Source organism: Roseococcus pinisoli (genome assembly GCF_018413645.1).
In the GTDB taxonomy this organism is placed as follows: Bacteria; Pseudomonadota; Alphaproteobacteria; order Acetobacterales; family Acetobacteraceae; genus Roseococcus; species Roseococcus pinisoli.
Map to the genome: position 1 here is coordinate 211983 of NZ_JAHCDA010000004.1, position 22035 is coordinate 234017.

The window sequence follows — 22035 nt, forward strand, 5'->3', positions numbered from 1 at the left end:
GAGAGGGAGGATGCGCGGCGTGTCTCGGGCCGCCCCCGTCACAATCTTCTACCTTCTGCCGCCGGCGGGACGTTACCGTGCCTTCCCGTGCAGGACCGCACAGGAGGACGTCGCCATGCCCCCATCCGCCGGTACCATCCTTCGGCTCTGGTTCGAGGAGGTCTGGAACAGGAAGGACGTTTCCCTGATCGAGACCTATTTCGCCCCCGATGGCGTCACCTATGCCCTGGACCTGTCGGGGGCCGACGCGCGTGGGCCAGCAGCCTTCCAGGCCTTCTTCGAGGAATTCCTGGCGAGCTTCCCCGACATCCATTTCACCGTTCACGACGTGGTGGAGGACGGGGACCGCGCCGCCGGGCGCTGGTCCGCCCGCCTGACCCATAGCGGCGACGGCTTCGGCTTCACCGCCAGCGGCGAAACCGTCACGGTCACCGGCATGTCCATGGTCCGCGTCGAGAACGGGATGATGGTCGAAAGCTGGAACGAATGGGACCGCCTGCGGCTCGCCACCGCCTGCCGCATGACGGCACCGGCCTGACGGCCGGGCCGCCGGCCCCTACTCGGCCGCGAGGGTGGCCCGCTTCTGCGCTTCCTCGGCCGCCTTCTGCGCATCCGCCTCGGCCTGGAGCACCGCCGCGCGCGCCTCCACCAGACCCACGAGATGGTTCACCATGGCGTCGGTATCGGTCTGGTGGTCCTGCTTGCCGGCCGAATAGACCATGTGCCGGCCCGCGCCGCCGCCGGTGAGGCCGATATCGGTCATCAGCGCCTCGCCCGGCCCGTTCACCACGCAGCCGATGATGGAGAGGCTGATGGGCTGCACGACATGGGCCAGCCGCTCCTCCAGCTTCTCCACCGTGCGGATCACGTCGAAGCCCTGCCGCGCGCAGGAGGGGCAGGAGATGATCTTCACGCCGCGATGGCGCAGGTGCAGCGACTTCAGAATGTCCCAGCCGACGGAGACCTCCTCCGCGGGCTCGGCCGAGAGGGAGACACGCATCGTATCGCCGATGCCGGCCCAGAGCAGCGAGCCCAGCCCGATCGACGACTTCACCGTGCCCGTGCGCTTGCCGCCGGCCTCGGTGATGCCGATGTGCAGCGGGTGATCGCAGGCATCGGCAAGCTGCTGATAGGCCGCGACCGCCAGGAAGACGTCCGACGCCTTCACGCTGATCTTGAACTCGTTGAAATCATTCTGGAGCAGATGGTCGGCATGCCACAGCGCGCTCTCGACCAGCGCGTCGGGGTTGGGCTCGCCGTACTTTTCCAGCAGGTGCTTCTCGAGCGAGCCGGCATTCACGCCGATGCGGATCGAGCAGCCATAGTCCTTGGCCGCCTTCACGACCTCCTTCACGCGCTCCGCCGAGCCGATATTGCCTGGGTTGATGCGCAGGCAGGCGGCACCGGCCTTCGCGGCCTCGATGGCGCGGCGGTAGTGGAAGTGGATGTCCGCGACGATGGGGACGTTCACCTCACGGACGATCTCGGCCAGCGCCGTGGTGCTGTCCTCGTCGGGGCAGCTCACGCGGACGATGTCGACGCCGGCGATCTCGGCAAGGCGGATCTGCGCGATCGTGGCCTCGGCATCCGAGGTCAGCGTGTTCGTCATGGTCTGGACGGAAATCGGCGCGTCGCCGCCCACGAGCACCTTGCCCACCCGGATCTGCCGAGACTTGCGGCGTTCGATGTGCTGGTAAGGCCGGTAGCTCATGCGGTCCTCGGTATATCCCGTTTCACCCGCAATATAGGCCGCCCGCCGCGGAAGCCAAAGGGCGGCGGGAGCCGGCCGCTATTGCGCGGGGCGCGGGGCCCCGGTGTTGGTACGCGCCGGCGGCGGGGCTGCCGGGGCGGCGGCAGGCGGCGTGGCCGGACGCAGATAGGCCAGCGTGAGCGGCACCTCGCGGCGGACGCCGCGGAGTTCCGCGAAGACCGGCGACGGCGTGCCCTCGACCGTGACCTCCATGGCCCGGGCGTTGCCGGTGGAGAGCACGAGGCCTTCCCGATTGGGAACCTCGAAGGTCTCGCCCGCGCGCATGACCCTGGCGAAGAGCTGCTGGTTGTTCCGCGAATCCCGCACCTGCGCCCAGACATCCGTCTTGGCGGTGATCGTGATGCGCGACTGGTCGGGGCTCGGCGCAGCCGGTGCCGCGGGCGTCGCGGCCGGCGGCGGAACCTGGACGGGAACGGGCGTCGGCACCGGCAGGGGCGGCATGGCCGGCGTCGCCGTGGGGGCCGAGGAAGCTTCGGTCGAGGCAGGGCCCGGGGCGGCGGGGGGCCTCAGCGCGGCCTCGCCGCTGCGGGCGGCGGTCTCGAGGCGGGCGGGCACGGACGGAACGGCGTCCACCGAGCGGTTGCCGGCGCCGGTCCAGTTGTACCAGGCCACATAGGCGCCGATGGCGACGATCGCGCCGACCAGCACCACCACGCCGGCGGGGAAGCCGCGCTCGGGCACCGGCTCGGGGAAGACGAGGTCGGCGCTGCGGCCGCCCACGCCGGAGACGGCGTCGCGCAGGCGGCGCACCATGTCGTCCGGGTCGAGGCCGAGGAAGCCGGAATAATTGCGCACGAAGCCGACGACATAGGCAGCCGAGGGAAGGTCCCTCACCCGGCCTTCCTCGAGCGCGACCAGATAGACCCGGCGGATGCGCAGCTGGGCCGCCACGTCTTCGATCGCGAGGCCGAGGGCGAGGCGCGCATCGCGCAGCTCCTCGCCGAGCCGCGCGGCGTCCACGGCCGGGGCCTCCTGGGAACGGAAGCGTTTCATGTCGTCGAACACGCGCCCATGGTTAGACTGTCCCGATGGACGGCAAAAGACCCGAAAGGGCTTCCGTCCGAATCTTCATGCAGGGTTGCGGGCCGCCCAGGCTGCCGCCGCCTGGGTCACCAGCTCGGCCACGATCTCGGCCGCGGGCTGCTCCCGCGTGACCATGCCGACGCTCTGCCCGGCCATGAGGGAGCCGTTCTCGACATCGCCGTCGATGACCGCGCGGCGGAGCGCCCCGGCCCAGAAATGCTCGATGTCGAGCTGCGCCTCGTCCTTCGCCAGCTCCCCGCTCTGGAAGCGCTTCAGCACGGCGGCCTGGTGCTCCATGAAGCGCTTGGTGCCCTGGTTCTGGAGAGCGCGCACGGGGATAACGGGGAAGCGCTCATCGATCTGCACGGTGGGCAGCGCGTCGCGCGCGGCCCCGCGGATGAAGGCCTTCTTGAAGTTGGGATGGGCGATGCACTCGGTCGCGCAGACGAAGCGCGTGCCGATCTGCGCGCCGGCCGCCCCCATCTCCAGGTAGGAGAGGATGGCCTCCCCTCGCCCGATGCCGCCGGCCACGAAGACCGGCACATCGGTGATATGCGGCAGGATCTCCTGCGCCAGCACGTTGAGGCTGACGGGGCCGATATGGCCGCCGGCCTCGCTGCCCTCGATGACGAGGGCATCGGCGCCCGAGCGGATGAGCTTCTTCGCCAGCGCCAGGGCCGGCGCGAAGCAGACGATCCGCGCGCCGCCGTCCTTGGCGCGCTTGATCACCGTGCCGGGCGGGATGCCGCCGGCAAAGACGATGTGGCTGACGCCATGGGCCAGGCAGGTGTCCACCAGCTGCTCAAGCCGGGGGTGCATGGTGATCAGGTTCACGCCGAAGGGCTTCTGGGTCAGCGCCTTGGTCGCGGCGATCTCCTGGTCCAGCCGGTCCGGCTCCATGGCACCGCAGGCGATGACGCCGAAGATGCCGGCATTGGACAGCGCCGCCACCAGATGGCGGTCGCTGATCCAGGACATGGCGCCGCCCAGCAGCGCGTAACGCGTGCCGAAAAAGGCCGCGCCCCGTTCCATCAGCCGATCGATCTCCGCGAAGGCGGCTTCCGGCACCACAGGCGCGACCTGGTCCATCAGGCCGCGTCCAGCCCGTAGGCGGTGTGCAGGGCGCGCACGGCCAGCTCGGTGTAGTCGGCCGCGACCAGCACGCTCACCTTGATCTCGCTGGTCGAGATCACCTGGATGTTGATGCCCTTGTCGGACAGCGCCTTGAACATGGTCGAGGCGACGCCCGCATGGGTGCGCATGCCGACGCCGACGACGCTGATCTTCGTGACGTCCGGATCGGCGATGAGCTCGCCGTAGTTGAGCTCCTCCTTCGCCTTCTCCAGGATGTCGCGCGCCCGCGGCAGGTCCGTGCGGCCGACCGTGAAGGTCATGTCGGTGTTGCCGTCCTCGCCGATGTTCTGGACGATCATGTCCACGTTCACATTGGCATCCGACAGCGGCCCGAAGATCCGGGCGGCCACGCCCGGCCGGTCCGGCACGCGGCGCAGGGTCACCTTCGCCTCGTCGCGCGAATAGGCGATGCCGGAAACGATCGGCTTCTCCATGATCTCTTCCTCATCAACGACCAGGGAGCCTGGCTTGTCTTCGAAACTGGAAAGTACCTGCACGCGAACCTTCGCCTTCATGGCGAGCTCGACGGAGCGGGTCTGAAGCACCTTGGCGCCCACCGAGGCGAGCTCCAGCATCTCCTCATAGGAGATCTTGTCGAGCTTGCGCGCCTTGGGGACGATCCGCGGATCGGTCGTGTAGATGCCGTCCACGTCGGTATAGATGTCGCAGCGGTCGGCGTTCAACGCCGCAGCGAGGGCAACGGCCGAAAGGTCCGAGCCGCCGCGGCCGAGGGTCGTCACGCGGTTGCGGCTGGGCTCCAGGCCCTGGAAGCCGGCGACCACGGGAACCTGGCCCTGCTCCATGCGCTTGATGAGCTCGTCGCCGACGATGCGGTCCACGCGCGCCTTGCCATGGGCATTGTCAGTCAGGATCGGCACCTGCCAGCCCTGCCAGGAGCGGGCCTCGACTCCGATCGCCTGCAGCGCGATGGCGAGCAGGCCGATCGTGACCTGCTCGCCAGTGGCGACGACCACGTCGTACTCGCGCGCATCATGCATGGGCGAGAGGTCCTGGCACCATTTGACCAGCTGGTTCGTCGTGCCCGACATGGCGGAGACGACGACGGCGACCTGATGGCCGGCCTCGACCTCGCGTTTGACGCGGGCCGCGACATTGCGGATCCGGTCCAGATCGGCGACGGAAGTGCCGCCGAACTTCATGACGATACGGGACATCGTGCTTCCTGGCCCTCAGACCCAGGATGGGTCCAGGCCTTGCGGTGGGAGTGGGGGCGGGTCAGATACCGGGCATGACGCAGATGGGCAACATCCAGGGCTCCGCCGACGCGGCGGAAGTCGCCAAATTCGACGCCCTGGCCGGCGATTGGTGGAATCCGCGAGGGCCCATGGCCCCGCTGCACGCCATGAATCCGGTGCGGATGGGATGGGTCGCGGCGCAGCTGGGCCCGCTGGAGGGCCTCCGAATCCTCGATGTGGGCTGCGGCGCGGGCCTCGCCTCCGAATGGCTGGCCCGGCGCGGCGCCGTCGTCACCGGGCTGGATGCCGCCGGCGTGGCGCTGGAGGCCGCGCGGGCCCATGCCGCGGAGGCCGGCGTCACGGTCGATTACCGCGCGGGAACGCCCGAGGGGCTGGAGGAAGGCGGCTACGACACCGTGATCTCCCTGGAGGTGATCGAGCATGTCCCGGTGGCGGAGCGGGCGGCCTTCTGCGCCTCCCTGGCCCGGCTGACCCGGCCCGGCGGCACGGTGGTGCTCTCGACCCTCAACCGGACCCGTCGGTCCTGGCTCTTCGCCATCCTCGGCGCCGAGCACGTGCTGCGCTGGCTTCCGGTCGGCACCCATGACTGGAAACTGTTCCTCCACCCGTCGGAGCTCGGCGCGTTGCTGCGCGGCGCGGGGCTGGCCGTGACCGACACGGCCGGCATGGTCCCCGGCGCCCTCGGCGGCTTTCACCTCTCCCGCGACATGGCGGTGAACTACCTGATGGCCGCGCGGAAGCCCGCCCAGGCCTGACGCGCGCTCACGCCGCCGGGCGGCAGGCGGCGCCGGCCAGCAAGGCCCAGGCGACCTCCAGGGCGGGATCGGCCGGCGATTCTGCCTGCGTCGAGAAGCGCAGCAGGAGATGCCCCGTTCCGCAGGGGAGCCAGGCCGCCAGATCGAATTCATCGCCGCCCGAGCCGCCTTCCTCCCGATCGAGGCGATAGCGCACCATTCGCTCGCCCAGGCTCCGCCGGGCCGGAAAGGCGCCAGCCGGCTCGGCGTTCGCACCGTAGGTCAGGCTGAGCGATTCCACGGTCCGCCTCGCGGGTCCTTCACGCCGGAACAGCAGGCCCTGCGGCGTCGGCACGCCCAACCAGCCTTGCGGCACCAGGGCCGTCAGGAGCTGATCGCCCACCCGGAGCTCGACCGAGGGGCGGGCGCTGGCGGGTGACCCCGCGGCGTCGGAGACGGCGGCCACGGGAAAGGAAGGAGGCAGGACGAAGCTCGAAGGCATGGTCAGAAGCTCCTGCTGGAACGGATGTCGCGATAAGCCTCGAAGACGAACTCGCCCCAGCCGACGGAGAGCTTATCGTCCCAGGCGCGGGAGGTGTATTCGGAGCCGAGGGCCTTGATGTTGTCCGATGGCCAGGTCGCGGAATCGCCGCCGAAGGCCCCGAAGTTGATGCGCGGAAAGGCCGAGACCGTCTGCGGCAGGACGGCGGCGGTCTTGCCCACCGCCTGGTCGGCGACAAGCCGGATGTACTTCGCCACGCCGAAGATATTGTACTCTTCCGAGGTCAGCAGATCGGCGACCTGGGTGCGCTGCTGGCTTTGCCGGAAGGGATTGTCGATCAGCCGCGAGAAGAGGTCCTCGCGGATGGCCGTCGTCGTCACGATCTGGCCCAGCCCGATGGAAGTCGCCCGATTCACCAGCATGCTCTGCGACGCGGCGTAATCGACGGCATCCTCGTTCTGCGACTGGTCGCGCTGCTCCGCCAGGATGAAGGCGGCGAGCATGGCGGGCTCCAGCCTGTATTGCCGGGCCGCGAGCGTGATCACCTGCGCACGTGACGGCAGCCCGCTGCGATAGGAGGCCGCGATGATGGACACGATCGGCCGCCCCATCAGCAGCTCGGCCTGCTCGCGCCGCTGCGTGATCGTCAGCGTCGCGAGATAGGCGAAGAGGTCGCCGGGAATGGGGTTCGAGTACTGGGCCAGGATCTCCTGGTTATGCCGAACCATCTGAGCTTGATCCCATAACGGCACGGAGAGCGCTGGGCCCGCGATGCCGGTGGCGCCGGCGCCACCGAAGGGCTTGGTCTTGGCGTCGGGCCCCTTCGGGATCAGCGCGGCATAGGGCACGGGGTTGAAGTTGGCCTTGGTGAAGCCCGCGCCCATCCGGCGGTAGTTGGTGTGCAAGTCGGCGCTGAGGCGAAAGTACCAGAGGTTGCCCGCCAGGTTGCCGATTTTCTCCACGATCGGGCGCGTCGAGCCATCGACGCCCGAGCCGAGCACCATGGCGAGGGTCCGACCCCGGTCACCGCCGGTGACCATCCCGCACATCCGTTCCAGCATCCCGGCGGCCTGCAGGTCGCGGATGGTGGCGGGCATATTGGGATCGACGCGAAGGGCGCCGATGACGCTGGTCTGCTCGTCGATGCTGACGACCCAGTCCTTCCAACTGAAGGAAATCAGGCGAATGATCGTGTCACTGGTGGTCGTCATTGCGCTCCTCGGCACAGCCTCGGCGCGAGTTAAGCAATTACATTTCATGGAATCTAGTTCATAGGAATGCAATATCGTGACGACCCTCGGAACGGGCCGCGCGCTTCTTTGGCGCGCCCCTGACGCAAATCTTCCCCTACGAGAACTGGCGCTGAGCGGCCCCTCCCCCGTGTCGACGCACGGCAATCGGCCGCACTCCCATTCCCTGGAATTCAATTCGTCGCCGAGACGGCGGTTATGCCCGATCTGCGCCTCAGAGTTCGGACAGGCGCACTGGCCGTCCGGCGCGATCCCTGCTGATCTGTCAACGTGAAGCGTCGGGGCTCCTCGGGCCGCCACGTCGATGAAGGATTCCTGCCATGCCCTTCCCCCTGCCCGACGCCCGCCTCCTCGCGATGCTCCACGAGGACATTCCCTATGGCGACGCGACCACCCGCGGCCTCAGCATCGGGGAGATGCCCGGCCGCGCCACCTTCGCGACCCGCTCGACCATGGTGGCCTGCTGCGTCGAGGAGGCGGAGCGGATCATGCTGCTGGCCGGGTGCCGGTCGGTGCAGCGGTTCCATTCCTCCGGCGCTCAGATCGAGGCCGGTTCGGACCTTCTCCTCGCCGAAGGTTCCGCGGCCGCGCTGCATCGGGGCGCCAAGGTCGCGCAGACGCTGATGGAGGTCGCCTCGGGCGTCGCCACGCGGGCGCGCCGGATCCTGCTGGCGGCGCGCGAAGGCCGGCCCCATGCGGCCGTCGCCTGCACGCGCAAGCACCTGCCCGGCACCAAGGACGTCATGCTCAAGGCCATCATGGCCGGCGGCTGCGCACCGCACCGCCTGGGGCTTTCGGACAGCGTCGTTGTCTTTCCCCAGCACCGCGCCTTCCTCGGCCGCAAGCCGCCCTATCTCTGGGTCGCAGACCTCCGCGCCAGCCAGCCGGAGCGCAAGATCACCGTCGAGGCCGAGAGCGTCGACGAGGTGACCTGGTTCGCCTCCGCCGGCGTGGATTGCGTGCAGGTGGACAAGCTCTCGCCCGAGCAGATCGCCGAGGCGGTCCGCGCCATGGCCGGCATGTCGAAGCGCCCGATGATCGCGGCGACGGGCGGCGTGAACGAGACCAACGCCCGGGCCTATGCCGAGGCTGGGGCGGATCTTCTGGTGACCTCAGCGCCCTATTCGGCGCCGCCGGCCGATATCTCGGTCCGGATGACCAGCGCCTGAAAGGGCCGGCTGGCTTCGGCTCATGCCGCAGCCAGCAGCTTCTCGATCTCCTGGCGCAGCTGCTCCGGCCGATAGGGCTTGATCAGGCGCGGCAGCTCGCTGTCGCCGCCGTCGGGCAGCTGGGAATAGCCGCTCGCGATCAGGACGGGCAGGCCGGGCCGCAGGGCGCGGGCGGCCTTCACCAGCTCGCCGCCCGTCATCCGGGGCATGCTGTAATCGGTGATGAGCAGGTCCACCGGCGTGTCGCTGGCCAGCACCTTCAGCGCCTGGCTGCCCGAGCCCACCTCGATGACCCGGTAGCCGAGGTCGGTGATCATCTCCCCCGCGATCATGGCGATGAGCACCTCGTCCTCGACGAAGAGGATGGTGCGCGGCCCGGAATCGGCCGCCGTCGTCTCCTGAGGGATGGGAACGGCGGCGGGCATCGGGTCTCGTGGGCTCCTGGGGCAGGGCGGAAGCGGCGGAGGCCAGGGTATGACGTCCCCCGATGCGGCTTTCAAGCCGCACCGGCCGCCCCGCCGAGGAAGGCCCCGGCGCTCCGGTAGAGGACATAGGCGGCCACGACGAAGATCACGCCCGCGAAGATACGGGTGAGCGCGTTCTTTCCCGCCGAGAGCCGGTTCGCCAGCCTCATTCCCAGCAGGCCGCCGATCACGCCGCCCGCGATGAACTGGAAGGCCACGGCCCAGTCGACCAGGCCGGAGGCCGCGTAGTTCAGGGCGGTGGCAAGCCCGAAGCTGCCGACGGCGAGCAGCGAGGAACCGATGGCCGAGATCATCGGCATCCCGGTCGCGAGGACCAGCCCCGGCACGATCAGAAAGCCGCCGCCGATGCCGAAGAAGCCTGAGGCCATGCCCGTCCCGAGGGCCACCGCCGCCGTGATCAGCCCGGTGCGCAGGTTCATCGGCCGCTCGACGGCTGCGAATTTGGGCTTCGGCCGTAGCATCACGACGCCGACGAGGATCATCACCAAGCCGAAGAGGAAGAGCAGCCGTTCCCCGTCCACGAGCTTGCCCAGGGTCGAGCCGGCCAGCGCGCCCAGCGTTCCCACGCCGGCGAAGATGAAGGCGCAGCGCCAGCGCACATTGCCGCTGCGCGCATGGCCCAGGAAATTGGCGAAGGCGTTCATCGAGACCGCCAGCGCGCCCGTGCCGATCGCGACATGCGGCTGCGGGACGCCGATGACATAGAGCAGCAGGGGCGTGGCGAGGATCGATCCGCCCCCGCCGATCAGGCCGAGCGAAAAGCCGACCAGCCCGCCCGACAGGAGCGCCGAGATCATGCGGGCTTCCCCGGCATGGCGAAAGGAATGTCCCGGCCGACGAGCATCCTCGCGCGCCCATCCGGCCCGCGGCGGCGCTGTTCCTCCTGGCCGGCAATGCGGGCACAATTCCGCGGGCGCGTATCGGCCGGCGCGGCGATGACGCCTCGGCGTGAGGGAACGGCCAATGCGCGGTCTCCTTTCCGGGCCGGGGCCGAAGGGCACCCGATCGGTCGGCGATCCACGCCCGCCACCTTAAGGCCAGCTTAAGGCCGGCGTTCCACCACCGCCGAAGAACCGAAGGATGGCGAGAGCGACATGAAGGTGCTGGTGGTCGAGGACGACGCGATCCTGCTGAACGGCCTGCAGGTCGGTCTCGGCCTGGCGGGCTTCGCGGTCGATGCCGTGGCGAGCCGCGCCGAGGCCTCCGCCGCCCTGCTCGCCTCGGCCTTCGACGCCGTGGTGCTGGACCTGATGTTGCCGGATGGCTCCGGCCTCGACCTGCTGGCCGAGTTGCGCGCCCGGCGGAGCCCGGTCCCCGTGCTGCTCCTGACCGCACGGGACAGCGTGGCCGATCGCATCGCGGGGCTGGATGCGGGCGCAGACGACTATCTCGGCAAGCCCTTCGACCTGGACGAGGTCGCGGCGCGGCTGCGGGCGCTGACCCGCCGCGCCGCCGGCCATGCGGGCGCGACCCTCTGCTGGCGCGACATCGTCCTGGATCCCGCCAGCATGGCGGTGACCCAGGGCGGCCGCCCCGCGCGCCTGTCGCGCCGCGAATTCTCGATCCTGCACGCGCTGATCGAGCGGCCGGGCCAGATCCTCTCAAAGTCGCAGCTCGAGGAGCGGCTCTACGGCTGGCAGGAGGATGTCGAGAGCAACACGATCGAGGTGCATGTCCACCACCTGCGCGGCAAGCTCGGCGCCGGTGTCATCGAGACGGTGCGGGGCGTGGGCTACCGCCTGCCGGAGGACGGCGCATGAGGTCGATCCGCGCGCGCCTTTTCCTGATCCTGATGGCCATCACCGGCATAGTCTGGCTGTCGGCGATCGGCTGGATCTATCTGAGCACGCGGGCCGAGGTCGAGCGCGCGTTGGATGCGCGGCTGACCGAGGCGGCGCGCATGGTGAACTCGCTGATCGCCAGCCAGGAGATCGACCCCGGCAGGACCGTGGCGATCCCCTCCGGCTCGCCTCCCCTCCACACGCCCTACGACCGGCAGCTCTCCTGCCAGATCTGGGCCCTGGATGGACGGCTGGTCGGCCGGTCCGAGGGGGCGCCCGGACAGCCCCTGACCGCGAGCCGGGCGGGCTTCTCCGAGACCGTGATCGAGGGCGAGACCTGGCGGGTCTATGCGGTGGAGAATGCGGCGCTGGGGATGCGCGTCCTCGTCGGCGACAACCTGCGGGTCCGCGACCGGCTGGTGGCCGACGTGATCCGCGGTCTGGCCCTTCCCGCCCTGCTCATCCTGCCCGCCCTTGCCGGGCTGATCTGGCTCAGCCTCCGCCAGGGACTGGCGCCGCTGAGCGCCATGGCGCGTGCCCTGGAGACACGGCCGGCCTCCGACCTCAGCCCGCTGCCGGAAGGCCGGGGGCCGTCGGAGATCAGGCCGATGGTCCGCTCCCTGAACGGGCTATTCGCCCGGGTGAATGCCGCGCGCGAGCGCGAGCGCGACTTCACGGCCTTCGCGGCGCATGAGCTCCGCACCCCCATCGCGGGCCTGAAGACGCAGGCCCAGGTGGCGCTGAGGCACACCGACGACGCCATCCGCGACAATGCCCTGCGCCAGATGGTCGTGGGGGTGGACCGGACGGCGCGGCTGGTACGGCAGCTCACCGATCTCACCAGCGCCGAAAGCGGCGAGCCCGCCCCCGATGAGCGAGAGGTCGATCTCGGCCGGCTCCTGCGTACCCTCGCCGAGGATATCCGGCAGCATCACCCCAGGGCGGCCGGCATCGACATCGGCAACGCGCTGGACGGCGCGGCGCTTCCCGTCAGCTCTTCGCTCTTCGCGCTCGCGGCACGGAACCTGCTGGAGAATGCGGTGCTGCATTCGCCGCCGGAACGGCCGGTCCAGTGCCGGCTCCGGCGGGAGCGGGACGCCATCGCCGTCGTGATCGAGGATGCGGGCCCGGGCATTCCCGAGAGCGAGCTGCCGAAGGTGCGCGACCGCTTCTTCCGCGGCAGCAACCGGACGACGGTCGGCAGCGGGCTGGGCTTGGCCATCGCGGATTTCGCCCTACGGCGGATGGAGGGCGAGCTGCGCCTGGCCAACCGCGCGGAAGGCGGGCTGCGGGCCGAGATGCGGTTTCCCTCCCCTTCGGCCTCCTGAGCGGCGAAGGATTCATCTCCTTCGGCGATCGGTTCGATCCGATTCATCCGTTGGACCGCGGCGGCCGATCGCCCGATCTATGACGCGACCAAGGAGCCACCCGTCATGGACCGCAGGACCCTGCTTCTCGCCGCCGGCATCATCGCCTCGGCCCAGGCCGCCTCCGCCGCCGAGCCGCTGAATGTCTACGGCCCCGGCGGGCCGCTGCCCGCGATGCGCGAGGCCGCGGCGGCCTTCGGGCGCGCCGAGGGGCTCGAGGTCCGCGTCACCGCCGGCCCCACCCCGGCCTGGATCGAGCGCGCCCGCGCCGATGCCGACCTCGTCTTCAGCGGATCCGAAGTGATGATGTCGGATTTCATCGCGGCCCTGCCCGAGATCGATCCGGCCAGCGTGGTGCCGCTCTACCTTCGCCCCTCGGCCATCCTCGTCCGCCCGGGCAATCCCGGCCGCATCGGCGGCGTCGCGGATCTGCTGCGGCCGGGGCATCGCATCCTGGTGGTGAACGGCGCCGGCCAGCAGGGCCTCTGGGAGGATGTGGCCGGCCGGCTGGGCGATATCGCCAGCGTCCGGGCCTTCCGCGCCAATATCGCGGTCTTCGCCCGCAACAGCGCCGAGGCACGCGACGCCTGGGTGCGGGATCCGAGCCTGGATGCCTGGCTGATCTGGAACATCTGGCAGGTCTCGAACCCCAGCCTGGCCGAGACCGTGCCGATCGAGCCCGAATACCGAATCCACCGCGACACCGGCATCGCCCTCACCCGCCGCGGCGCGGCACGGCCCGAGGCCAAGCGCTTCGCCGAGTTCCTCGCCGGGCCTGAGGGCGCGCGCATCTTCGCCCGCTGGGGCTGGATGACCGGCCCGTCACCCTAGGCCCCGACCTCCTTCCCCTCACCGCGAATACCCAGGCCGGCACCGCGCCGGCCCCGCAGACGCTCGTCCTCCGGACGGCCGAGGCCCTTGCCATGACCCATTCCCTTCCCCGTCTCACACGCCTCCTGCCAGGGCTGCTGCTGTGCCTGGCCGTTACCGCCGCCGCCATGGGCCTCGAGCACCTGGAGGCCGCGCTCTTCGGGCGCGCCTGGCTGGAGGCGCTGGTGCTGGCCATCCTGCTGGGCACCGCCGTCCGCACCGCCTGGACGCCCGGGGAGACGTGGCGCCCGGGCATCGCCTTCGGCGCGAAGTTCCTGCTGGAGGTCGCGGTGGTGCTGCTCGGCGCCTCCATCAGCGTGGCGGCGATGCTCGCCGTCGGGCCCGCGCTGCTGCTGGGCATCATGCTGCTGGTCGCCGTCGCGGTGAGCGGCGGCTACGCGCTTTGCCGCCTGCTGGGGCTGACGCCGCGTGCGGCGCTGCTGGTCTCCTGCGGTAATGCCATCTGCGGCAACTCCGCCATCGCCGCCGTCGCCCCGGTGATCGGCGCCGAGGGCGAGGAGGTCGCCTCGTCCATCGCCTTCACCGCGGTGCTGGGCGTGCTCGTGGTGCTCGCCCTGCCGCTGCTGGCGCCGCTGCTCGGCCTCTCCGCCCTGCAATTCGGCGCGCTGGCGGGCATGACGGTCTATGCCGTGCCGCAAGTCCTCGCCGCCACGGCCCCGGCCGGCGCCCTCGCGGTCCAGATCGGGACGGTGGTAAAGCTGGTCCGCGTGCTGATGCTGGGCCCGGTGGTGCTGGCGCTCTCGCTGCTGGCGCCGCGCCTCGGTGGTCACGCCGGGGGCGCCTCTTCTCAGGCGGCACCGAAGCGGCCGCCGCTGCATCGCCTCGTCCCCTGGTTCATCCTGGGCTTCCTCGCGCTGATGGCAGCGCGGTCGCTCGGCCTGCTGCCGCCGGCGATGCTGGAGCCGACACGCTCGGTCGCAACGGCGCTGACCGTCGTCTCCATGGCCGCGCTCGGCCTCGGCGTGGACATCCGCTCGGTGGCGCGGGCGGGCGGGCGCGTGACGCTGGCGGTCAGCCTCTCGCTGCTGGGCCTGGCCGCCTTCGGCCTCGCGCTGATCCTGGTGCTCGGGATCGCCTGAGCCTTAAAGCCCCGGCGGCCCGTCGATCAGCGCCAGCAGCGCCGCCGCCACGGGGCTGGGCACGCGATCGCGGTGATGCAGCACCTGGAAGGCCCGCTCCGGCAGCGGGAGCTTCACAAGATGAAGCAATCCGGCCTCCAGGCTCGGCGCCGCGACCGAGGCGGAGATCACCGTCGCGCCCAGCCCGGCCTCGACGGCGGCCCGCACCGCCTCGTTCGACGGCAGCTCCAGCACCTTGCGCAGATCACCGGGGCGGAGACCCTCCGCCAGGAGCACGGCCTCGAAGACTGATCGCGTTCCCGAGCCGGTCTCGCGCAGCACCCATTCGCCTTGGAGTGCGGCCTCGCGCAGGGTCGGCGCCTCGCCGCGGGCCCAGGGGTGGTCGGGCGCCACGACCAGCACGAGCTGATCCTTGGCCACCATGGCGCTGGCCAGGCGCTCATCCTCCACCGCGCCCTCGACGAAGCCGAGCTCCGCCAGCCCGTCATGCACCGCGGCCGCGACCTGGGCGGTATTGCCGATGGTCAGACGGATCTCGATGCCGGGACAGGCGCGCCGGAACGCCACGAGATGGCGCGGCAGCCAATAGCTCGCGATGGTCTGGCTGGCCTGCACCGCCAGCACGCCGCGCCGCCCGCCTGCCAGCTCCGTCAGAGCGAGGTCCGCTGCCGCGGCGCGCAGCAGCACGGCGCGTGCTTCCACGAGAAAATTCCGCCCCGCCTCGGTCAGCTCGATGCGGCGGCCGACACGGTTGAACAGATGGACGCCATAGGCGCCCTCCAGCGCGGCGATCGCGCTGCTCACCGCCGACTGCGCGAGATGCAGGGCTTCGGCCGCGCGCGTGACATGCTCGCGCTCGGCGACCTCCACGAAGACGCGGAGCTGTTCCAGGGTCATCTTCATCGTCATCGCGCGGCGGCGCTTCCCCGAACGTGCCCGCACGGGTCGCGCCGGCATCGGCCCACAGGATAGGCGGAAATCGCCACAGCGCGATCCGCGACGCGCGGCTGCGCTTATTGGCGGATAATTCCAATCATCGCGGATCGCCCGGCGACCTTTGGCATCATCTGCCCCGCCTCCCGCGCGACACTCCGGCCGATCGAACAGGAAGCGTCCCATGGACCCAAACCGCCCCGCCGGCTTTGCTACCCGCGCCATCCATCTCGGCTACGACCCGCAGGATCATGAGGGGGCGCTGACGCCCCCGCTGCACCTGACCTCCACCTTCGCCTTCGAGACGGCCGAGGCCGGCGCCGCCATCTTCGCGGGCGAGCGCCCCGGCCACTTCTATTCGCGCATCTCCAACCCGACGCTCGACCTACTGGAGCGCCGCTGCGCCGATCTGGAAGGTGCCGAGGCCGGCCTTGCTCTGGCTTCCGGCATGGGCGCCATCAGCTCGGTGCTCTGGACCTTCCTCGCCCCGGGCGACGAGATCGTCACGGACAAGACGCTCTATGGCTGCACCTTCGCCTTCATGCGCCACGGGCTGGCGAAGTTCGGCATCACCATCACCCATGCGGACATGACCGATGCGGCCGCGGTCGCGCAGGCGATGTCGGACAAGACCCGCATCGTCTATTTCGAGACGCCGGCCAATCCGAACATGCGGCTGGTGGACATCGCCGCCATCAGCGCCATCGCGCGGCAGCGGGGCGTGAAGGTCGTGGTGGACAACACCTATGCGACGCCTGTCCTGACCCGACCGATCGAGCTCGGCGCCGATATCGTCGTGCATTCGGCGACGAAGTACATGGGCGGCCATGGCGACCTGATCGGCGGCATCGCGGTCGGCCGCGCGGAGGACATGACGCAGGTCCGCCTCTTCGGCATGAAGGACATGACCGGCGCGGTCATGGCGCCCTTCAACGCCATGCTGGTGCTGCGCGGGCTCAAGACGCTGAAGCTCCGCATGGAGCGGCACTGCGCCAGCGCGATGGAGGTCGCGCACATGCTAGAGGCGCATCCCGCCGTGTCGCGGGTCCATTACCCGGGCCTGGAAAGCTTCCCGCAGCACGCGCTGGCGGCCCGGCAGATGCCGGGTTTCGGCGGCATGATCGCCTTCGAGCTGGAGGGCGGCCTGGCCGCCGGCGCGGCGATGATGAACCGCCTCCGGCTCATCCGCCGCGCGGTCTCCCTCGGCGATACCGAGAGCCTGATCCAGCACCCCGCCTCCATGACGCATTCGACCTACACGCCCGAGGAGCGCGCGGCGCATCACATCGCCGAAGGCCTGATCCGCCTCTCGGTCGGGCTCGAGGAGGTCGAGGATATCCTCGCCGACCTGGAGCAGGCGCTTCCCTCGCGGCTTTCCGCCGCCGCCTGATGGAAGGGGCTTCCGCGGATCGCCAGTCGGGCGATCCGCGGCGCCCTCACCCGCGTCGCAGCTTCGGGAAGACCGGCGACCGCTTGACGACGCCGTAGGCGAAGCTCGTGTCGATCGAGGCGATGCCCGGGATGGGATGCAGGCGCGAGCGCACGAACTGCTCGTAGTCCTGCAGGCTCTCCACCAGGACGCGCAGCAGGTAGTCGTCGCTGCCGGTCATCACATAGCAGTCGAGGATGGAATCGACCCGCTGGATGGCGGCCTCGAAGGCGGCGACGGCGTCGCTGCTGTGCTTCTGCAGCCGGACGCGCACGAAGGCCGTCACCGGGAGGCCATAGGCGCCCTCATCGATGATGGCGGTGTAGCCGCGGATGACATTGGCCTCTTCCAGCATCCGCAGGCGGCGCAGGCAGGGCGAGGGCGAAAGGTTGATCCGCTCGGCGAGGTCCTGATTGGTCAGCCGGCCATCGGCCTGCAGGGCCGCGATCAGCTGGCGGTCCTTCTCATCCATCCTGTGCGCCTTCCTGCGGGAAGCGCCAGCATGCCATCCCGCACGGCCTGTTCACAACGCGCCCCCTGCTACGGCACGATCGTCCGCACGAGGCTGGCGTCGAGCTCCTCGTACTTGTGGTAGCCGATGGTCTCGTAGAGCTCCGCGCGGGTCTGCATCCGGTCGACGGCGTTCTGCGCGCCGCCATCCTTGGCGATCTGCGTGTAGAGCTGCTCCCAGGCCTTGGCCGCCACGCGCAGGTGCGAAACCGGCCAAATCACCATGGAATAGCCCAGCGCCTGGAACTCCTCCGCCGTCAGGAAGGGCGTGCGGCCGAATTCCGTCATGTTCGCCAGCAGCTTCACGCCCGGCATGCGCGCGGCGAACTCCTTGAACATCTCGGGCGTCGTCAGCGCCTCGGGGAAGATCGCATCCGCTCCGGCCTCGAGGTAGCGCTTCGCGCGCGCCACGGCGCCGTCCATCCCCTCGCTGGCCGCCGCATCGGTGCGGGCGATGATGTAGAGGTGCCGGCGCGCCCGATGGGCGGCGGCGACCTTGGCGCACATCTCATCGGCCGAGGCGAGCTTCTTGTCGTTCAGGTGGCCGCACTTCTTGGGCAGCAGCTGGTCCTCGAGATGAACGGCGCCCGCGCCCGCATCCTCGAAGGAGCGGACCATGTGCATGACGTTCAGCGCCTCGCCGTAGCCCGTGTCGCCGTCCACCAGCAGCGACAGGCCGGTGGCGCGCGCCACCTGGCGGATGAAGAAGCAGACGTCCTCGATGGTGATCATGCCGAGGTCGGGCAGGCCCATCGTGGCCGACATGGCGGCGCCCGAGAGGTACAGCGCCTCGAAGCCCTGCTTCTTGGCCAGCAGCCCGGCAAGGCCGAGATGGGCACCCGGCATGCCCAGGATCTCGGGCCGGTCCAGCAGCGCGCGGAAGCGCTCGCCGGCGGGAGCGCTGGGGAGGTCGACACCGATCACGTAAGGCATCAGGCACTCTCCCCCTCGCGCTGCGTCAGCGCCACGAAGGGCCGCGGCTCCGGCCCCACATAGTTCGCGGTCGGGCGGATGATCTTGCCGTCCTGGCGCTGCTCGATGACATGCGCGCTCCATCCCGCCACGCGCGCGATGACGAAGATCGGCGTGAACATCGCCGTCGGGATGCCCATCATGTGGTAGGCGACGGCGCTGAACCAATCGAGGTTGGCGAACATCGACTTGGCGTCGGCCATCACCTCCTCGATGCGCTCGGCGATGCCGAACATCTTCATCGAGCCCGCTTCCCCGGACAGGTGGCGCGCGACCTCCCGGATCACCTCGTTGCGCGGATCGGCGATGGTATAGACCGGATGGCCGAAGCCGATCACGACCTCCTTCGCCGCGACGCGCCGGCGGATGTCCGCCTCCGCCTCGTCGGGCGTCGCGTAGCGCTTCTGCACTTCGAAGGCGACCTCGTTGGCCCCGCCATGCTTGGGCCCACGCAGCGCGCCTATGCCGCCGGCGATGGCCGAATGCATGTCCGACCCCGTGCCGGCGATGACGCGGCAGGTGAAGGTCGAGGCATTGAACTCGTGCTCCGCGTAGAGGATCAGCGAGGTGTGCATGGCGCGCACCCAGCTCTCGGCCGGTGCCGTGCCGTGCAGCAGGCGCAGGAAATGCCCGCCGACGGTCTCGTCGTCCGTCTCCACCGCGATCCGGCGGCCGTTCTGGCTGAAGTGGTGCCAGTAGAGCAGCATCGAGCCCAGCGAGGCGATCAGCCGGTCCGCGATGTCCCGCGCGCCGGCGGTGCTGTGGTCGTCCTTCTCCGGCAGGACGCAGCCCATCGCCGAGACGCCGCTGCGCATCACGTCCATCGGATGCGTCGCCGCAGGCAAGGCTTCCAGCACCTGTCGGACTGCCGCCGGCAGGCCGCGCAGGGACTTCAGCTTCGCCTTGTAGGCCGTGAGCTCCGCCGCGGAGGGCAGCTGACCATGCACGAGGAGATGGGCGATCTCCTCGAACTCGCAGCGCTCGGCGATCTCGAGGATGTCGTAGCCGCGGTAATGCAGGTCGTTGCCGCTGCGCCCGACGGTGCAGATCGCGGTATTGCCGGCCACGACGCCGGACAGCGCAACCGCCTTCTTCGGCTTCGGCGCGAGATGGGTGTCGTTCATGCGATCAGGCCTTCTCGTGGATCCGCCGGACAACCTCGCGATGGCGCTCGGCGGCGGCGTGATTGTTGGGACGCAGGCGGACCCGTTCGGCCAGCAGCAGACGCGCCTGGCCCAGGCGATCGGCGCGGATGCTCGCCTCGATCAGGTACTGGTCCACGATGTCCCGCTGCGCATGACTCGCGCCGATCGGCCCGTCGTCATTGTGCAGCGGCGCGAAGCTGTCGGCCGCCGCTGCGTAGTCTCCCTGCTCGAAGGCGAGGATGCCGCGGCAGAGCGGGAGCCCCAGCCTGCGGATGACCGAGGACGCGTCCGTCGTCTCGTCCATGGCGTAGTCCTCCATGGATTCCAGCAGGCGCTCCGCCGCGCCGAAGCGCCGCTGCCGGGCAAGCGCCATCATGTAGTGGAGGTCGGTGAAGATCAGCCCGTGATCGCCGATGCTCTTCTCCGCGAAATCGGCCAACGATTCCCACCGCGTCCCGACATCGACGCCCCGGAGATCGAGGCGCGCGAGAAGCGAGGCGGCGTTCTGGATGTCGAGATAGAAGGTCGAGCCGTCGTTCTGCACGGAGCGATCGTAGAGCGCGAGCACCTGGTCATACTGGCCGTTCTCCAGGTGGAAGAGCGCCAGGTGCCACCAGAGATGCCCCTTGAACGGATTGCGATCCGACCAGGCATCGGCAGGACGTGCCAGCCAGGCGATGCCCTCCTCCTGCCGGTCCTCCATCTCGAGCACATGGGCGACGGCGTGGATGGCCCAGAGGTCGTTCGGGTTCCGCTCGACAGCCATGCGGCCGAAGCGCTCGGCCTCCCGGTACTGGCCGCATTCCTCATGGCCGAAGGCCAGCATGCCGAGGACATTGCCGTAGCCCGGCACCTCCTCCGACCACGCCTCCAGCACCGCCGCCGCGCCGCCGCGCAGCGAATGCTGCCGGCCCGACCAGAAGCAGCTGAAGTGATGCAGGCGCAGCGCGACGATGTCGAGCGGACTGTCGGCGAGCAGCTGTTCCCACAGCGTGATGGCGCGGCCGACCCGGCCCTCCACCCAGGCGCGAAGGGCCGCGATGTGCTGCCTTTCGCGCGACGTCGCGCCGGCGGCATTCGCCTCCGCCGCCTCCAGCGCCGATCGGGCCGCCTTCAGCACGGAGAAGGAGCCGTACATCATGAACTGATAGCCGCGCAGGCAATGCCCGAGCGCGAAGGCGGGATCGGCCGCGATCACCTCCTTGATCGTCGCCATCGTGCTCAGGCGGTATTCGAGCAGGCTCTGCTGCGCGAGGTTGTAGAGCCTCGCCGCCTCTGTGCTCGACGTGGTCAGACGGTATCCCTGGGGATCCTGCATCCGGCTTTTCCTCCCGGCGACGCGACAGCCGGATCGCGGCGCATCATGTGTTCGATATCGGCCGCGCCACCCGGCGCGCGCCTCACTCGGCGGCGAGCTTGGCCGCCTGGCGCTGATAGCCGTCGCGCGCCTGCGGCAGCTTCCAACCGAGGAGCCGGCTCGCAATCTGCGTGCGCAGAACCTGCGCCGTGCCGCCGCCGATGGTGAACATGCGCGCGTCACGCGTCATGCGCTCCAGCGGCAGGTTCCGCGAATAGCCCCGCGCCCCGAAGACCTGCAGCGCATCGGTGGTGACCTTGATGGCCATCTCCGAGGCCAGCACCTTCGCCTGCGCGGCAAGCAGCGGATCGGGGAAGGGATCGGCGCTCGCCGCCGCGTTGTACAGCGCAAGGCGCGCGGCGCTGAGCTGCACCGACATGTCGGCCAGCATCCATTGCAGGCCCTGAAACTCGGCGATCGGGCGGCCGAACTGCTCACGCTGCTTCGCATAAGCAAGGGCATGCTCGAAGGCGCCCTGCGCGATGCCGAGCGCCACCGTGCCCGCGCCGACGCGCTGACTGTTATAGGCGTTCATCAGCTCCGCGAAGCCGCGGTGCCACCCGCCGGGCGGCTGCAGCGCCATGGCGGCGGGCACCTCATGGTTCTCCATGATGACCTCGCTCTCGGGAATGCCGCGCAGGCCCATGGTCGGCTCGCGCTTGCCGATGCGGAAGCCTCGCGCCTCCAGCGCCTTCTCGTCGTCGCGATGGACCAGGAAGCCGCCGATGCCCTGCTCCCGGCCTGCCTCGTCGAAGACGCGCGCGAAGACGAGATGCAGCTTCGAGACGCCAGCACCGGTGATCCAGTGCTTCTTGCCGTTGAGCACATAGACGTCGCCGCGCTTCACGGCGGAGGTCGTCATCTCGGTCGCGGCCGAGCCGGCCTCGGGCTCCGTGATGCAGATAGCGGGCTTGTCGCCGGCGAGGACGATCCCGGCGGCCATCTTCTTCTGCGCCTCGGTGCCGTAGCGCATGACGGCCGAGATGGCGCCCATATTGGCTTCCACCGCGATGCGACCGGTGACGCCGCAGACGCGCGCCATCTCCTCGATGATCAGCACGGCATCGAAGAAGCTGCCGCCGGCGCCGCCATATTCCTTGGGGATCGTGTAGCCGATCAGCCCCGCCTTGGTGAGCTCGCGGACATTGTCCCACGGATAGGCTTCCGAACGATCGGTCTCTGCGGCGCGGGCACTGACGAAGCCATCCGCGACTTCGCGGGCCAGCCCCTGCAGGCGGATCTGCTCCGGGGTGAGGTTGAACAACATGGCAGATCCCTCCTGAACT

General features: G+C 69.8%; 22 protein-coding genes. 8 read left to right on the plus strand and 14 right to left on the minus strand.

The genetic code is table 11. From position 1 onward, the window contains the following. Window positions 1-115 precede the first annotated feature (115 nt). Window positions 116-538: an ester cyclase gene (locus KHU32_RS19220; RefSeq protein ID WP_213671785.1), complete on the plus strand. Its 423-nt coding sequence runs from the start codon at window positions 116-118 to the stop codon at window positions 536-538. An 18-nt stretch (window positions 539-556) separates the two neighbouring features. On the opposite strand, the gene ispG is transcribed toward KHU32_RS19220, so the two are convergent. From ispG to KHU32_RS19240, 4 genes are all read right to left on the minus strand, one after another. Next, on the minus strand, window positions 557-1711 hold the full coding sequence (ispG, locus tag KHU32_RS19225; protein WP_213671786.1) for a flavodoxin-dependent (E)-4-hydroxy-3-methylbut-2-enyl-diphosphate synthase: 1155 nt from the start codon (window positions 1709-1711) through the stop codon (window positions 557-559). A 78-nt stretch (window positions 1712-1789) separates the two neighbouring features. Further along, window positions 1790-2764, minus strand: a complete 975-nt coding sequence (locus tag KHU32_RS19230; protein WP_213671787.1) for a helix-turn-helix domain-containing protein — start codon at window positions 2762-2764, stop codon at window positions 1790-1792. A gap of 75 nt (window positions 2765-2839) precedes the next feature. Continuing rightward, the gene (locus tag KHU32_RS19235) at window positions 2840-3883 is read right to left on the minus strand and encodes an NAD(P)H-dependent flavin oxidoreductase (protein ID WP_213671788.1); all 1044 of its coding nucleotides are present in this window, start codon (window positions 3881-3883) and stop codon (window positions 2840-2842) included. After that, on the minus strand, window positions 3883-5103 hold the full coding sequence (locus KHU32_RS19240) for an aspartate kinase (protein ID WP_213671789.1): 1221 nt from the start codon (window positions 5101-5103) through the stop codon (window positions 3883-3885). The genes KHU32_RS19235 and KHU32_RS19240 overlap by 1 nt, the downstream gene beginning before the upstream one ends. Before the next feature lie 74 nt (window positions 5104-5177). Between KHU32_RS19240 and ubiG the strand changes: the two genes are divergently transcribed. Beyond that, window positions 5178-5900, plus strand: coding sequence for a bifunctional 2-polyprenyl-6-hydroxyphenol methylase/3-demethylubiquinol 3-O-methyltransferase UbiG (ubiG, locus tag KHU32_RS19245; RefSeq protein ID WP_249681405.1), 723 nt, complete (start codon window positions 5178-5180; stop codon window positions 5898-5900). Window positions 5901-5907: 7 nt separating this feature from the next. Here ubiG and KHU32_RS19250 read toward each other — a convergent pair whose 3' ends face one another. Next, on the minus strand, window positions 5908-6381 hold the full coding sequence (locus tag KHU32_RS19250; protein WP_213671790.1) for a Tsi3 family protein: 474 nt from the start codon (window positions 6379-6381) through the stop codon (window positions 5908-5910). Window positions 6382-6383: 2 nt separating this feature from the next. Then, the gene (locus tag KHU32_RS19255; RefSeq protein ID WP_213671791.1) at window positions 6384-7592 is read right to left on the minus strand and encodes a hypothetical protein; all 1209 of its coding nucleotides are present in this window, start codon (window positions 7590-7592) and stop codon (window positions 6384-6386) included. Between the two features lie 359 nt (window positions 7593-7951). Between KHU32_RS19255 and modD the strand changes: the two genes are divergently transcribed. Beyond that, window positions 7952-8800: a ModD protein gene (modD, locus tag KHU32_RS19260; protein WP_213671792.1), complete on the plus strand. Its 849-nt coding sequence runs from the start codon at window positions 7952-7954 to the stop codon at window positions 8798-8800. A gap of 20 nt (window positions 8801-8820) precedes the next feature. Here the strand turns inward: modD and KHU32_RS19265 are convergent, their stop codons facing one another. Further along, on the minus strand, window positions 8821-9225 hold the full coding sequence (locus tag KHU32_RS19265) for a response regulator (RefSeq protein WP_213671793.1): 405 nt from the start codon (window positions 9223-9225) through the stop codon (window positions 8821-8823). 71 nt (window positions 9226-9296) lie between these two features. Beyond that, window positions 9297-10082: a sulfite exporter TauE/SafE family protein gene (locus tag KHU32_RS19270; protein ID WP_213671794.1), complete on the minus strand. Its 786-nt coding sequence runs from the start codon at window positions 10080-10082 to the stop codon at window positions 9297-9299. A 297-nt stretch (window positions 10083-10379) separates the two neighbouring features. Here KHU32_RS19270 and KHU32_RS19275 point away from each other — a divergent pair, with 297 nt between their 5' ends. The 4 genes from KHU32_RS19275 to KHU32_RS19290 all read left to right on the plus strand — a co-directional run bounded on the left by KHU32_RS19275 (window position 10380) and on the right by KHU32_RS19290 (window position 14403). Beyond that, the gene (locus tag KHU32_RS19275) at window positions 10380-11045 is read left to right on the plus strand and encodes a response regulator (RefSeq protein WP_213671795.1); all 666 of its coding nucleotides are present in this window, start codon (window positions 10380-10382) and stop codon (window positions 11043-11045) included. Continuing rightward, a complete protein-coding gene (locus KHU32_RS19280; RefSeq protein WP_213671796.1) occupies window positions 11042-12394 on the plus strand; it encodes an ATP-binding protein in 1353 nt (450 codons plus the stop codon). Before KHU32_RS19275 ends, KHU32_RS19280 begins: the two co-directional genes overlap by 4 nt. Before the next feature lie 105 nt (window positions 12395-12499). After that, entirely contained in the window at window positions 12500-13264 is a 765-nt protein-coding gene (locus tag KHU32_RS19285) for a substrate-binding domain-containing protein (RefSeq protein WP_213671797.1), read from the plus strand. A 92-nt stretch (window positions 13265-13356) separates the two neighbouring features. Next, the gene (locus KHU32_RS19290; protein WP_213671798.1) at window positions 13357-14403 is read left to right on the plus strand and encodes a YeiH family protein; all 1047 of its coding nucleotides are present in this window, start codon (window positions 13357-13359) and stop codon (window positions 14401-14403) included. 3 nt (window positions 14404-14406) lie between these two features. Here the strand turns inward: KHU32_RS19290 and KHU32_RS19295 are convergent, their stop codons facing one another. Further along, window positions 14407-15300: a LysR family transcriptional regulator gene (locus tag KHU32_RS19295; RefSeq protein WP_213672085.1), complete on the minus strand. Its 894-nt coding sequence runs from the start codon at window positions 15298-15300 to the stop codon at window positions 14407-14409. A 220-nt stretch (window positions 15301-15520) separates the two neighbouring features. Here KHU32_RS19295 and KHU32_RS19300 point away from each other — a divergent pair, with 220 nt between their 5' ends. Next, a complete protein-coding gene (locus KHU32_RS19300) occupies window positions 15521-16726 on the plus strand; it encodes a methionine gamma-lyase (RefSeq protein ID WP_213671799.1) in 1206 nt (401 codons plus the stop codon). 46 nt (window positions 16727-16772) lie between these two features. Here the strand turns inward: KHU32_RS19300 and KHU32_RS19305 are convergent, their stop codons facing one another. The 5 genes from KHU32_RS19305 to acdA all read right to left on the minus strand — a co-directional run bounded on the left by KHU32_RS19305 (window position 16773) and on the right by acdA (window position 22016). Then, window positions 16773-17237 carry an Lrp/AsnC family transcriptional regulator gene (locus KHU32_RS19305; protein WP_213671800.1) on the minus strand — a complete coding sequence of 155 codons (465 nt, stop codon included), beginning with the start codon at window positions 17235-17237 and terminating at the stop codon, window positions 16773-16775. A gap of 68 nt (window positions 17238-17305) precedes the next feature. Further along, window positions 17306-18208 carry a methylisocitrate lyase gene (prpB, locus tag KHU32_RS19310; protein ID WP_213671801.1) on the minus strand — a complete coding sequence of 301 codons (903 nt, stop codon included), beginning with the start codon at window positions 18206-18208 and terminating at the stop codon, window positions 17306-17308. Beyond that, the gene (gene prpC, locus KHU32_RS19315) at window positions 18208-19371 is read right to left on the minus strand and encodes a bifunctional 2-methylcitrate synthase/citrate synthase (RefSeq protein ID WP_213671802.1); all 1164 of its coding nucleotides are present in this window, start codon (window positions 19369-19371) and stop codon (window positions 18208-18210) included. Before prpC ends, prpB begins: the two co-directional genes overlap by 1 nt. A gap of 4 nt (window positions 19372-19375) precedes the next feature. Further along, window positions 19376-20710 (minus strand): tetratricopeptide repeat protein, encoded by a 1335-nt coding sequence (locus KHU32_RS19320; RefSeq protein WP_213671803.1) that lies wholly within the window; start codon window positions 20708-20710, stop codon window positions 19376-19378. An 82-nt stretch (window positions 20711-20792) separates the two neighbouring features. Continuing rightward, complete coding sequence (gene acdA, locus KHU32_RS19325) at window positions 20793-22016, minus strand: 3-sulfinopropanoyl-CoA desulfinase (protein WP_213671804.1); 1224 nt, start codon at window positions 22014-22016, stop codon at window positions 20793-20795. Between the last annotated feature and the right edge of the window lie 19 nt (window positions 22017-22035).